The organism is Cupriavidus sp. 22TCCZM01-5 (genome assembly GCF_057798915.1).
On the sequence record NZ_JBYOJR010000012.1, the window covers coordinates 63424 to 75561 of the forward strand.

Sequence of the window (12138 nt, forward strand, 5' to 3'; positions counted from 1 at the left end):
GCGGTCTTGCCGTCAACTGTCCGGAGGGTCTTACATGGAAGTCTTTCAGCTTGGCCTGTTGCCGCTGATCATCCTGATTGCCGCGATCGTGCTGATTGCGAAGGGCATCAAGATCGTGCCCCAGCAGCATGCGTGGGTGCTCGAGCGCCTCGGGCGCTACCACGCCACGCTGACACCGGGGCTGACGATCGTGGTGCCGTTCGTCGACCGCGTCGCCTACAAGCACATCCTGAAGGAAATCCCGCTCGACGTGCCCAGCCAGGTCTGCATCACCAAGGACAATACGCAGCTTCAGGTCGATGGCGTGCTGTACTTCCAGGTCACCGACGCGATGAAGGCTTCATACGGATCGAGCAACTTCGTGGTGGCAATCACGCAGCTGTCGCAGACCACGTTGCGTTCGGTCATCGGCAAACTTGAGCTCGACAAGACCTTCGAGGAGCGCGAATTCATCAACCACAGCGTGGTGAATGCGCTGGACGAGGCTGCCTCGAACTGGGGCGTCAAGGTGCTGCGCTACGAAATCAAGGACCTGACGCCGCCTAAGGAAATCCTGCATGCCATGCAGGCGCAGATCACCGCCGAGCGCGAGAAGCGCGCGCTGATCGCCGCGTCCGAAGGCAAGCGCCAGGAACAGATCAACCTGGCATCGGGCGCGCGCGAAGCGGCCATCCAGAAGTCCGAGGGCGAGAAGCAGGCCGCCATCAACAAGGCGCAGGGCGAGGCGGCGGCGATCCTGGCGGTGGCCGAAGCCAATGCGCAGGCGATCCAGAAGATCGGTCAGGCCATCCGCGTGGAAGGCGGCATGGAGGCGGTGAACCTGAAGGTTGCCGAGGAATACGTCACGGCCTTCGGCAACCTGGCCAAGCAGGGCAATACGCTGATCGTGCCGGGCAACCTTGGCGAGATGAGCAGCATGATTGCCTCTGCCCTGCAGATCGTGAAAGGCCAGAAGGCAGCCTGACCGGGCAGGGCCGGCGGCTTATTCCTTGCCGCCGCCCTTCATGATGCGGGACTTCTCGCGCTGCCAGTCGCGCTGCTTCTCGGTTTCGCGCTTGTCGAAGAGCTTCTTGCCCTTGGCCAGGCCAATCTCGCATTTCACGCGGCCGCGCGTGTAGTGCAGGTTCAGCGGCACCAGCGTATAGCCGCGCTGCTCGACCTTGCCGATCAGCTTCTTGATTTCGTCGGCCTTGAGCAGCAGCTTGCGCGTGCGCACCGGGTCCGGATTCACGTGCGTGGACGCGCTTTGCAGCGGGCTGATGTGGGCACCGATCAGGTACATCTCGGCGTCGCGCACCACGACGTAGCCTTCCTTGATCTGCACGCGGCCCGCGCGAATCGCCTTGACTTCCCAGCCTTCCAGCACGATGCCGGCCTCATATCGCTCTTCAATGAAGTAGTCGAAAAAGGCCTTCTTGTTATCTGCGATGGTCATGCGTGCGGGTCAGGGATGCGTAAGTGGAAAATTTTGCCGGCAGGGCGGGTTCACTGACGGGCTCAGTGACAGGTGCCGCGGCGGGGATGCCGCGGACGCCTGCGTCGGCTAGAATCCCGATTTTAGCAAACCAGCCCCGGTACCGGTCCATGTCCGCGGCGCGCCAGCTCCGACAGGCGCGATATTGCAGTGCGGAATGACCGGATGCCCGATTTTCCCATTCATGGCAGACGTCCATAAATCCGTGCTGCTCGGCTATTCGGCCGCGCAGATGTTCGACCTGGTCACGCGCGTGGAGGATTACCCCAAGTTCCTCCCGTGGTGTGGCGGCGTTGAGGTGTTCGAGCAGACCGAGACCACGCTGGATGCAAAGATCCATATCCAGTTCAAGGGTATCCAGCAGTTCTTTCACACGCGCAATACGCAGGAGCGGCCCACGCGCATCGACATGACTTTTGCCGATGGGCCGTTCAAGACGTTCAATGGCTCGTGGCGATTTACGCCGCTGCGCGAGAACGCCTGCAAGATCGAATTCCACCTGCACTACGAATTCTCCAGCCTGCTGATCGAGAAGATTATCGGCCCGGTATTCAGCATGATCGCGAATACCTTCGTGGATGCCTTCGTCAAGCGCGCCGAGGTGGTCTATGGTGCCAGCTGATGCCGCGCCGGCCATGGTACGCATCTCGGTGTGCTACGCGAAGCCGGATTCGGTTTTCCTGAAGGAGCTCGATGTGCCGGCGGGCACCACGATCGCCGCAGCCATCGTCGGCTCGGGCTTGCAGCAGGCTTGTCCCGAAGTGGATCCGTCGACGATGCGCGTCGGCATCTACGGCAAGCTCAAGACACCCGATACCGTCGTGCGCGCAGGGGACCGCGTCGAAGTCTATCGGCCCCTGACTGCGGATCCGAAAACGGCCCGGCGCCGGCGCGTGCAGAAGACGCGCGAGAGCGGAACGCGCGAAGGGCAGAAATGGCTGCGCGGCGGCGGCTGAACTCCATGCCGGGCAGACCCGGTGTGCGGTACGGGCCTTAGCCGCAGTCCTTCTCGATGGTGGCGTTCGTTTTCAGGATCTCGGCCTGGCGCTGTTCGCCGCCCAGATACTGCACGCCGCCGTCGGCGGTCATGACGCCGGTACGCGCGCCCTGCTGCAGGCCCTGCGCGTAGTTGCGCAGCTGGGTGCAGCGCGTGGCGCGCTCGTTGGCCTCCGCCTCTTTCTGTGCTTCCTTGGACGCTGCCTCGAGCCGCTCTGCGCGGCGCTTCTGGAACGCTTCCTCGGCCGTGGGGGCGGGCGCTGCGGCCGGCTTCACCGTGGCAGGCTTCGCCGGGACGCCTTCGGCATTGGCGGGTGCGGCCTCGACCGGCCTGTATTCGCCGGAAGGCTGTCCGGGCGCCTTCAGAATGCGCGTGACGGAAGGCGGCGGGGGCACGTCGCTGTACACCATGCGCCCACTGGCATCGCGCCATTGCCACTGGGCGGAGGCCGATGCCGGCACGGTGGCGAGGGCGGCGGCGAGCAGCGAAAGCGACAGCGCGGACGAACGGATCATGGCTGGGTGCAGGAAGTGTCTGGACGATTTTCGGCGGCCGGCGACGGCTCGCCAGTACCGGCCGGACGTCAATGATGTGACCCCGGCGGCATCGAGTGCAAGTCTACGCAGACTTGTCGCTGGCGTGCAAGCGGACAGACCAGGCGACGCCGGCCATGAGCAGGGCGATGGCGGCAATTTCCAGCAACCGCGGCCAGCGGTGATCGAACACAAACCCGTATGCCAGCGCGAATAGCGTCTCGAACACGATCATCTGGCCGGAAAGCGTCAGTGGCAGCCGGCGGCTGGCAATGTTCCACAGGTTGTTGCCAATCAGCGACGCTCCCAACGCCACGGCGGTGTTGATCATCCAGAACCATTGCCAGTCGCGTCCGCTGCCGGGGGCGCTGAGCACGTCGCCCGCCATCAGCCAGCCCGCCAGGGCGAGCACGGCGGAGACCGCGCCGGTCGACAGCCCGTACAGCGCCGACCATTCATTGCCGCTGTAGTGCGGGTTGCGCTGCAGGTAGCGCGCGTTGTCCACGGCATACAGCGTCCAGCAGACCAGCGCGCCGGCCGCGCAGGCCACGCCCGCGAGTTTCTGCCAGACGGGCCGGGCCATGGTGCCGGCGGCGGACGCGTGGGCGCTCTGGCCGCCGCCGAACAGGTCGATGTTGATGCAGGCAATGCCGGCCGCGACCACCAGCAGTGGCCAGATCAGCCTGGACAGCGGCACCGCCCCATGGTCGCGCCGGCCCATGATAGTCACGGAGATCGGCAGGATGCCAATGATCAGCGAGGTCGGGCCTACCCCGGCCAGTTGCACGCCAAAGGCCAGCAGCACGTAATACAGCAGGTTGCCGGTGAAGGCCTGGCGCAGCAGCGCCAAGCAGTCGGCGCGCGTGAGCTTGCGCGCAATGCGCTTTATCAGGGGCAGGGCGGCGATGAGCGCGACCAGCCCGTAGGCCAGGTAGCGCCCGATGGCGAGCTCCCATGGGGAGAATGCCGGCAGCAGCTTGGGCGCGATGAATACCATGCCCCAGAACGCGCCCGCCAGCAGTCCGCACAGTACGCCGATGCCCATTGCTGCCACTTTTCGAAGAAAAAGACGTCGAGCATAGCAGAGACCGTCGTGCGCGGGCGTTTGCGGCGCATCAAGGTGCGCGCATTCCTGTATAATTCGGTTTTGCGCCTAGAGGAATTGCTATGCGTCTTGTCCAGAAAGCACTCACGTTCGATGATGTGCTGCTCGTGCCGGCCTATTCGGCCGTCCTGCCCCGGGATGTCTCCCTTCGTACCCGCCTGACCCGTTCGATCGACCTGAACATTCCGCTCGTGTCCGCTGCCATGGATACCGTGACGGAGGCTCGCCTGGCCATTGCCATGGCGCAGGCCGGCGGCATCGGCATCGTCCACAAGAACTTCAAGCCCGCGGACCAGGCCCGCGAAGTGGCTCGCGTCAAGCGCTACGAATCGGGCGTGCTGCGTGATCCAATCACCATTTCGCCGGACATGAAGGTGCGAGAAGTGATCGCGCTGTCGCAGCAGCACGGCATCTCCGGTTTCCCCGTGCTGGAAGGCAAGACCGTCGTCGGCATCATCACCAACCGCGACCTGCGTTTCGAGGAGGAACTGGACGCGCCGGTGCGTGCCAAGATGACCCCGCGCGAAAAGCTGGTGACCGTCAACGAAGGCGCCACGCTGGAAGAAGCCAAGCGCCTGATGAACCGCCACCGCCTGGAGCGCGTGCTGGTGGTCAACGCGGCGTTCGAGCTGCGCGGCCTGATCACGGTGAAGGACATCCAGAAGGCCGTCGAGAACCCGCTGGCCAGCAAGGACGATCACGGCCAGCTGCGCGTAGGCGCCGCGGTCGGGGTGGGCCCGGACAATGACGAGCGTGTCGAGCTGCTGGTCAAGGCCGGCGTGGACGTGATCGTGGTCGATACCGCGCACGGCCATAGCCAGGGCGTGCTGGACCGCGTGCGCTGGGTCAAGCAGAACTTCCCGCAGGTGCAGGTCGTCGGCGGCAACATCGCCACCGGTGAAGCCGCTCGCGCGCTGGTCGAACATGGCGCGGACGGCGTCAAGGTCGGCATCGGCCCGGGCTCGATCTGCACGACGCGTATCGTGGCCGGCGTTGGCGTGCCGCAGATCACTGCGGTGTCGAACGTGGCCGAGGCCCTCAAGGGCACCGGCGTGCCGCTGATCGCCGATGGCGGCATCCGCTACTCCGGTGACGTGGCCAAGGCGCTCGCAGCCGGCGCCCACACCGTGATGATGGGCGGCATGTTCTCGGGTACCGAGGAAGCGCCGGGCGAGGTATTCCTGTTCCAGGGGCGCTCGTTCAAGAGCTACCGCGGCATGGGTTCGGTCGGCGCCATGAAGGACGGCGCGGCAGACCGCTACTTCCAGGAAGACAACACCGCCAACGTCGACAAGCTGGTTCCGGAAGGGATCGAAGGCCGCGTGGCCTACAAGGGCTCGGTCATGGCCATCATCCACCAGCTCACCGGTGGCGTGCGTGCTTCGATGGGCTACTGCGGCAGCAAGTCGATCGCCGACTGGCACGAGACCTCGCAGTTCGTGCAGATCACCGCGGCCGGCATGCGCGAGTCGCACGTGCACGACGTGCAGATCACCAAGGAAGCGCCGAACTACCACATCGACTGACCCGCGCGGCGGGCCTGCCGAGCCAGGTGCCAGGCATCCCGGCAGGCAAGCCTGCCGGGCCTGCTGAGGAACGCTCATGAAGGTACTGCTGCGAGCCGTGCTGTTCTTCGACGCCTTGCTCGACCTGCTGCTCGGCGTGCTGCTGCTGATGTCGCCGTTCGCCACGTTGTACGCGGCCCTGCAACTGCCGCAGCCGCAACCGGCGCTGTTCGGACAGCTGCTGGGCGTGGCGCTGATCGGCCTGGCCTGGCTGCTGTGGCATGCCACCTTCAACGGGCAGATGACGGTGACGGTGGCGCGCACCGCCGGCTACGTCAACCTGGCCAGCGCGCTGCTGATCCTCTCCTGGCTGGTGTTCCTGGAACTGCCGCTCGAAGGCGCCGGCAAGGTCTGGGTGCCCGTACTGGTAGTCATGCTTGGCTTCTTCGCGCTGGTGCAGATACCGGCGGCCAAGCGCGTACGCAACCGCGAGCGGCAGCAGAAGGCAGAACGAGAGCTGCAGCAGGCCACCGAAGCCAATAATTCGCGCACGCAACCCGGCGCTGTGCGCCGCGCGCAAACATCGACATTCCCCGACAACCGGCGCGAGCCGGTCATCACGCCGCCGCCCGGCTACGGACCGGGCACGGAAGTGACAACCGAACCCGAACCGGAAGATACGCCACCCGCCCATCATGCACGACAAAATCCTTATTCTTGATTTCGGCTCGCAGGTCACGCAGCTGATTGCCCGCCGCGTTCGCGAGGCGCACGTCTACTGCGAGATCCACCCGAACGATGTGAGCGACGAGTTCGTCCGCGAATTCGCGCCCAAGGGCATCATCCTGTCGGGCAGCCACGCCAGCACCTACGAGGACCACCAGCTGCGCGCGCCGCAGGCCGTATGGGACCTGGGCGTGCCGGTGCTGGGCATCTGCTACGGCATGCAGACCATGGCCGTGCAGCTCGGTGGCAAGGTCGAGTGGAGTGATCACCGCGAATTCGGCTACGCCGAAGTCCGCGCACATGGGCATACCGCGCTGCTCAAGGACATCGAGGATTTCACCACGGCCGAAGGCCACGGGATGCTCAAGGTCTGGATGAGCCACGGTGACAAGGTCGGCGAGCTGCCGCCGGGCTTCAAGCTGATGGCGTCCACGCCGAGCTGCCCCATCGCCGGCATGGCCGACGAGGCGCGCGGCTACTACGCCGTGCAGTTCCACCCGGAAGTCACCCACACGTCTAAGGGCCGCGAGATGCTCGAGCGCTTCGTGCTGGGCATCTGCCGCGCCAATGCGGACTGGGTGATGAAGGACCACATCGAGGAAGCCGTATCCCTGATCCGCAAGCAGGTGGGCGACGAGGAGGTGATCCTCGGCCTGTCCGGCGGCGTGGACTCGTCCGTGGCGGCCGCGCTGATCCACCGTGCGATCGGTGACCAGCTCACCTGCGTGTTCGTCGACCACGGCCTGCTGCGCCTGGACGAAGGCAAGATGGTGATGGAGATGTTCGCCGGCCGCCTGCATGCCAAGGTCGTGCACATCGATGCCTCGGAACAGTTCCTTGGCCACCTGGCCGGCGTGACCGACCCCGAGCAGAAGCGCAAGATCATCGGCCGCGAGTTTGTCGAGGTCTTCCAGGCCGAGGCCAAGAAGCTGACCAACGCAAAGTGGCTGGCCCAGGGCACGATCTACCCCGACGTGGTCGAGTCGGGCGGCACCAAGACCAAGAAGGCCACCACCATCAAGAGCCACCACAACGTCGGTGGACTGCCCGAAACGCTGGGCCTGAAGCTGCTGGAGCCGCTGCGCGACCTGTTCAAGGACGAAGTCCGCGAACTGGGCGTGGCGCTCGGCCTGCCGCCGGAGATGGTGTACCGCCACCCGTTCCCGGGTCCGGGCCTGGGCGTGCGCATCCTGGGCGAAGTCAAGCGCGACTACGCCGACCTGCTGCGCCGTGCCGATGCCATCTTCATCGAGGAATTGCGCAAGACCATCGCGACAGAACAGGATGCCGCTGCCGGCCTGTGCGAGCCGCAACAGGTGGGCAAGAGCTGGTACGACCTGACCAGCCAGGCCTTTGCCGTGTTCCTGCCGGTGAAGTCGGTGGGCGTGATGGGCGATGGCCGGACCTACGACTACGTCGTTGCGTTGCGCGCGGTGCAGACGACCGACTTCATGACGGCCCACTGGGCGCACCTGCCGTATTCTCTGCTGGGTCGTTGCTCGAACCGGATCATCAACGAGGTACGTGGCCTTAACCGGGTCGTGTATGACGTGTCGGGGAAGCCGCCGGCGACGATCGAGTGGGAGTGATCTAGCATCGTCTCACACCGCTTCATGCAATATCAAAATCCTCGCGAAACCCAAGCGGGATAAGGAGTTAGTGGCTCAGGCAGTCTCAGCCGCTATCACCCAATCTCGCTTATTTTGACGGTTGTCGTGACGGTATTCTTGGAAGCGGTCGAAAACGCCGCTTCCGGTACCGACAGAGGGTCTGGCGGTATCAAGCGGCAAATCAGAGTGAGGCTGATTTGCTAACTGATCGTGAGCTGGGCGCCCTGACGCCTAAGGAAAAAATGTTCAAGGTGAGTGACCGCGACGGCTTGTACGTGGCGGTGCTCCCAACTGGTACGCGGGCCTTTCGGTACGACTACCGACTCAACGGCCGGCGCGAGACCCTGGCGATCGGGCGCTACGACCCAGGTTACAAGGTGACACGCGATCCCGAGGCGCTTGAGTACGGAATGAGCATGTCACTGCGCGAGGCGCGAACGCTTCTCGACCGTGCACGGCGCGACGTGGAACGGGGCGTTTCGCCATCGCGCGCAAAGGCAGAGAAGCGCGCCGCAGCGGCCGAGGCGCTGACGTTCGGCGGCTGGGCGCAGGCCTACTTTCGGCACAAGGCGGACCCCAAGAGCGGAGCGGAGCAGTTAGCGGACAGCACGCTCGAGCTTCGCCGATCTACTTACCGCCGCGTGATCGAACCGGAGCTGGGCCGCCTGAAGCTCGAGGAGGTGACGCCGCAGCGCCTGATGCGTTTGTGCCTTGACGCGAAGGAGAAGCGCGGCCCTGCTGTTGGCGTCCATGTTCGCGAGGTAGTGCATGCGGTGTTCCGCCACGCACAGGGCAGCGGCATTTCGATCCCGAATCCGGCGGATAGTGTCCGCGCTAGCGCAATCGCCACCTTCGAGCCACGTGATCGCGCATTGTCCCCGGCCGAGATCCGAAAGTTCTTCACGGCTCTGGAGCAGGTTGCGGCCGCGCCAACGCTGCGCCTGGCACTGAAATTCGTTTTACTGACCGGCGTGCGCAAAAGCGAATTCATCGACGCGACTTGGGGCGAAGTCGACTTCGATACGGAGCGTTGGACGATCCCCGCAAGTCGAATGAAGGCTGGAAAGCCTCACGTCGTGCCGCTGAGCGAGCAGGCACTAGATTTTTTGACGGCGTTTCGTTCTTGCTTCGGGTCAAGCCAGTACCTGCACCCCGGTCGGTACGACAGTGAGATCCCGATCTCCAATGCGACATTGAACCGCATTATCGACGCTGCGGTGGAGCGCATTCGAAAAGACGATCCCGAATTCCAGACTTTCGGCGTTCACGATCTGCGGCGTACGTTTTCTACCGGTCTGAACCGCGCGAAGTTCGATGAGCGGTGGATTGAGATGTCGCTTGCGCACGCGCCGCGAAACAGGATTGCAGCTGTCTACAATGTGAACAGGTACCTGTCCGAGCGGAAGATCATGCTGCAGTGTTGGGCGGACATGATCGACTGCTGGATGCGTGGTGAGTCGGCGCGCGAGTTGATCGCCGATGCTAAGCGGCGGGCTGCGGAAGTTCATGAGGATGATCTAGACGTCGACCTGTAGCATCGACTTGCCCCGAACACGCCCCGTCTAGTGCGGGGCGTTACTTTTTCGTCGACATGCGTGAATCAGTGTGAAACGCCGTGCGCGAACAATAAGAGATTCTTGGCAGTTTTGACGGCGCCGTGTCGTGACGTTTCAATTGCTCTCATGCAATTGCATGAGGAGTGGAAATGAAGAACGATCTTGGCTTGGAACAGTACATTCGTCCGTCTCAACTGATCAAAGAGCGGTTCGTGCCATTCAGCGCCTCCACGCTGTGGCGCAAGGTCAAGGACGGAAGTTTCCCGACGCCGGTGCGAATTAACGGCATTTCAGCTTGGCCCATGTCCGTCATTCGGGAGTGGCAGCGTTCGCAAGTGGGCGCCGCGCAGGAGGCAGCATGAGTGCGCACATCGAGAAGCGCCCGGCGTGGACCTTCGCCGAGAGCGACCCGCATACCAGCCCGGATCGCAAGCTGCGCCAGCCACCCGCGCAGTGGCACGCCTCGCGCCTGCAGTCGGGCGAGAGGAAGTCACGCCAATGGTCGGGCGGGTTTGAGACGACCGCGCTCTTGATCATCGGCGAACAGCCGCATCCCGAAGCTACACTAAGTCGCCGCTGCAAGGCACGTACGCGTTGACGGCAGCACGGTCGGTGATGTCGTGGCGCGCTTCCACCCCTCTGTACCGCCACCTACCGCAGGAACGCGGGTGCAGGTCGGCGCGCTCGTCAAGGCAAGCAATGGCACTGCGAGCGGTGCAAGTTCTCGACTCACAGTGCTTCGTTGGGTCGTAGTGTTATCAGCGGCATAAAGCTGCGCGCTACTGTACGTCGTTGGAACAATCGAGTGAATTTGCTTGCTCGTATTTGAGGAAACCCTGAGGAATCCCTTTTGAATCAGGTGTTTGCAGTCGCGATTTAAAAACTATCAGTCTGTACAGCGCGATAGGCGTGATGGACAAGAGCGACTGCCCATGCAACCCGCCCGTCCCGGCATAGCAAAAAACCGGGCCTGTTCGAGCAGGACACCGGGCTTCACACGCCATTTGATAAATGAATCATCCGGTAACTTCTCCGGATCGTGCAGCAAAAGTTGGTGCTCAACCAGATCTGGTGCGTTTCGACAACGACGGGTTAGGGCGCCGTTCCGCCGCGCGCTGCGCGAGGCGTTCGCGATGGACTGGTCGGACTTCATCAGCGGCGTTCAGCAGCCTCAAAAGCCGTTGCTCTAGCCGCGCCAGCGATACCAAATCAGTCACTTAGCGTCGCTGGCCGTCCGGGCGCAGGTCGGGCGCGTGATCCCCTAGAATTCGTCGGCGCCAATCGCATAGGTCCGGTCATCTCGGCATTTCTGCCAGACATAGCCTGCCAATGTTCCGGGGTCGTCGGTCAGTAGCTTTGGTCCCAGCATCTCTTCAAGGAAGCGCTGTAGGTGCGCCTTCGATATGGGCACGCGAACCACGTTGTAATCCGGGTACTCAATTGGGAATCCTTCGCGTTGCGCCCATTCTTTTACGTGATTGATCCAATACGGCTGGTCAGGCGGTGGAAGCAATCCAATACGGGGATGCTGCTCAAGAAAGGCGGCAAAGTCCTCGTCGTCGACCGTCTCGATCCATGCATCGCTGAACGTCATAACGGTGCCTGGCATTCACAGATTTCCCGGGATCTCACCTTGGCGTAGTCCCAAGCGGAGAACGGAATGGGGTGATCGGCGCCAACAATGAACGGGTCTTCACCGAACAGGGTGTAGCTTTTGTACATGGCCTCTGCCGCGACGCCCGGCTCGCGAACGCTGTCCAGGTAGTCATCTACGATGCGCCGGCATGCAGCAATCGCAGTATCGAGATCGTCGAACTCCCCCAACTTGTAACGCTCGCTTTCGTCCATGTAGTTGAAATTGCTGTCCACTAAGACAGCAAATCGTTGGGCGGTCATAGGGCCTCCGTATCAGAGAGAACTGCTTTCTTGCTTTGTGCGCAGGCGCATGATAGTTTGCCGCGTTGTGCCCAAGTCGCGGGCGATGGCGGCGATCGCGTCGCCTGCGGCAATGCGCTGCGCAGCCTGCTGCTGTGCGGGCGAAAGCGCTGAGGGGCGACCGAACGCCTTTCCAGCGGCCTTGGCGCGGCCGATGCCGGCCGATCAGTAGGTCGCGCTCGAACTCGGCGACGGCGGCGATCACGCCCATCGTCATCTTTCCGGCTGGGCTCGTCAAGTCGACGCCCCCCAGGGCCAGACAATGCACTCGTAAGCCCATCTCGGCGAGATTCTCGACTGTGCCGCGCACGTCCATCGCGTTGCGGCCGAGCCGATCGAGCTTGGTGACAACGAGCACGTCGCTGTCCTCCAGTCGATCGATCAGCCGGACAAACCCAGGCCTGTCTGAGGCCGCAACGGATCCTGAGATGCTCTCTTCGACGATGCGGCGCGTGTCGATGGAGAAGCCGGCCGCCTCGATTTCTCGGCGTTGGTTCTCGGTGGTCTGGTCGGTCGTGCTAACTCGGCAATAGGCGAAAACTCGGCTCATGGTCCCGTTGCGTGTACGTTAGTCCCGTACAAATACTAGGCCATGTACGAAATAGGGGTAAGCCTGGTTTCGTACCTCCTGCGCGATACCTGTACGAAGCCAGTACTCGTCCCACATGTGGCGGGCCGCGACGTCGTGGCGAGCGCG

Annotated in this window: 14 protein-coding genes and 1 pseudogene; 9 read left to right on the forward strand and 6 right to left on the reverse strand. The window is 63.3% G+C overall.

The window, feature by feature from the left end; all coding sequences use genetic code 11:
* Window positions 1–34 precede the first annotated feature (34 nt).
* Window positions 35–964 (forward strand): SPFH domain-containing protein, encoded by a 930-nt coding sequence (locus tag AC3FNH_RS13885; RefSeq protein ID WP_276100364.1) that lies wholly within the window; start codon window positions 35–37, stop codon window positions 962–964.
* 18 nt (window positions 965–982) lie between these two features.
* Here AC3FNH_RS13885 and smpB read toward each other — a convergent pair whose 3' ends face one another.
* The gene (gene smpB, locus AC3FNH_RS13890; protein WP_276100365.1) at window positions 983–1435 is read right to left on the reverse strand and encodes an SsrA-binding protein SmpB; all 453 of its coding nucleotides are present in this window, start codon (window positions 1433–1435) and stop codon (window positions 983–985) included.
* A gap of 223 nt (window positions 1436–1658) precedes the next feature.
* On the opposite strand from smpB, the gene AC3FNH_RS13895 reads away from it, so the two are divergent.
* Together AC3FNH_RS13895 and AC3FNH_RS13900 are read left to right on the forward strand one after the other, a co-directional pair.
* Window positions 1659–2096 carry a type II toxin-antitoxin system RatA family toxin gene (locus AC3FNH_RS13895; protein WP_276100366.1) on the forward strand — a complete coding sequence of 146 codons (438 nt, stop codon included), beginning with the start codon at window positions 1659–1661 and terminating at the stop codon, window positions 2094–2096.
* Window positions 2083–2430 (forward strand): RnfH family protein, encoded by a 348-nt coding sequence (locus AC3FNH_RS13900; RefSeq protein ID WP_276100367.1) that lies wholly within the window; start codon window positions 2083–2085, stop codon window positions 2428–2430. Before AC3FNH_RS13895 ends, AC3FNH_RS13900 begins: the two co-directional genes overlap by 14 nt.
* 37 nt (window positions 2431–2467) lie before the next feature.
* On the opposite strand, the gene AC3FNH_RS13905 is transcribed toward AC3FNH_RS13900, so the two are convergent.
* Both AC3FNH_RS13905 and AC3FNH_RS13910 read right to left on the reverse strand, forming a co-directional pair.
* On the reverse strand, window positions 2468–2986 hold the full coding sequence (locus AC3FNH_RS13905) for a DUF4124 domain-containing protein (RefSeq protein ID WP_276100368.1): 519 nt from the start codon (window positions 2984–2986) through the stop codon (window positions 2468–2470).
* Window positions 2987–3089: 103 nt separating this feature from the next.
* The gene (locus AC3FNH_RS13910) at window positions 3090–4049 is read right to left on the reverse strand and encodes a DMT family transporter (protein ID WP_488720440.1); all 960 of its coding nucleotides are present in this window, start codon (window positions 4047–4049) and stop codon (window positions 3090–3092) included.
* Between the two features lie 122 nt (window positions 4050–4171).
* Between AC3FNH_RS13910 and guaB the strand changes: the two genes are divergently transcribed.
* The 6 genes from guaB (at window position 4172) to AC3FNH_RS13940 (ending at window position 10104) form a co-directional block, all read left to right on the forward strand.
* The gene (gene guaB, locus AC3FNH_RS13915; RefSeq protein ID WP_276100372.1) at window positions 4172–5635 is read left to right on the forward strand and encodes an IMP dehydrogenase; all 1464 of its coding nucleotides are present in this window, start codon (window positions 4172–4174) and stop codon (window positions 5633–5635) included.
* A 76-nt stretch (window positions 5636–5711) separates the two neighbouring features.
* Window positions 5712–6335 carry a hypothetical protein gene (locus AC3FNH_RS13920; protein ID WP_488720441.1) on the forward strand — a complete coding sequence of 208 codons (624 nt, stop codon included), beginning with the start codon at window positions 5712–5714 and terminating at the stop codon, window positions 6333–6335.
* Entirely contained in the window at window positions 6310–7929 is a 1620-nt protein-coding gene (gene guaA / locus AC3FNH_RS13925) for a glutamine-hydrolyzing GMP synthase (protein WP_488720442.1), read from the forward strand. Before AC3FNH_RS13920 ends, guaA begins: the two co-directional genes overlap by 26 nt.
* Before the next feature lie 218 nt (window positions 7930–8147).
* Window positions 8148–9485 (forward strand): tyrosine-type recombinase/integrase, encoded by a 1338-nt coding sequence (locus AC3FNH_RS13930; protein ID WP_488720443.1) that lies wholly within the window; start codon window positions 8148–8150, stop codon window positions 9483–9485.
* Window positions 9486–9655: 170 nt separating this feature from the next.
* Entirely contained in the window at window positions 9656–9868 is a 213-nt protein-coding gene (locus tag AC3FNH_RS13935) for a helix-turn-helix transcriptional regulator (RefSeq protein ID WP_488720444.1), read from the forward strand.
* Window positions 9865–10104, forward strand: a complete 240-nt coding sequence (locus AC3FNH_RS13940) for a hypothetical protein (RefSeq protein ID WP_488720445.1) — start codon at window positions 9865–9867, stop codon at window positions 10102–10104. Before AC3FNH_RS13935 ends, AC3FNH_RS13940 begins: the two co-directional genes overlap by 4 nt.
* A 663-nt stretch (window positions 10105–10767) precedes the next feature.
* Here the strand turns inward: AC3FNH_RS13940 and AC3FNH_RS13945 are convergent.
* The 3 genes and pseudogenes from AC3FNH_RS13945 to AC3FNH_RS13955 form a co-directional block, all read right to left on the reverse strand.
* Window positions 10768–11100: a hypothetical protein gene (locus tag AC3FNH_RS13945; protein ID WP_488720446.1), complete on the reverse strand. Its 333-nt coding sequence runs from the start codon at window positions 11098–11100 to the stop codon at window positions 10768–10770.
* A complete protein-coding gene (locus AC3FNH_RS13950) occupies window positions 11097–11402 on the reverse strand; it encodes a hypothetical protein (RefSeq protein WP_488720447.1) in 306 nt (101 codons plus the stop codon). Before AC3FNH_RS13950 ends, AC3FNH_RS13945 begins: the two co-directional genes overlap by 4 nt.
* A gap of 12 nt (window positions 11403–11414) precedes the next feature.
* Window positions 11415–11991 (reverse strand): annotated as a pseudogene (locus tag AC3FNH_RS13955) (recombinase family protein).
* Between the last annotated feature and the right edge of the window lie 147 nt (window positions 11992–12138).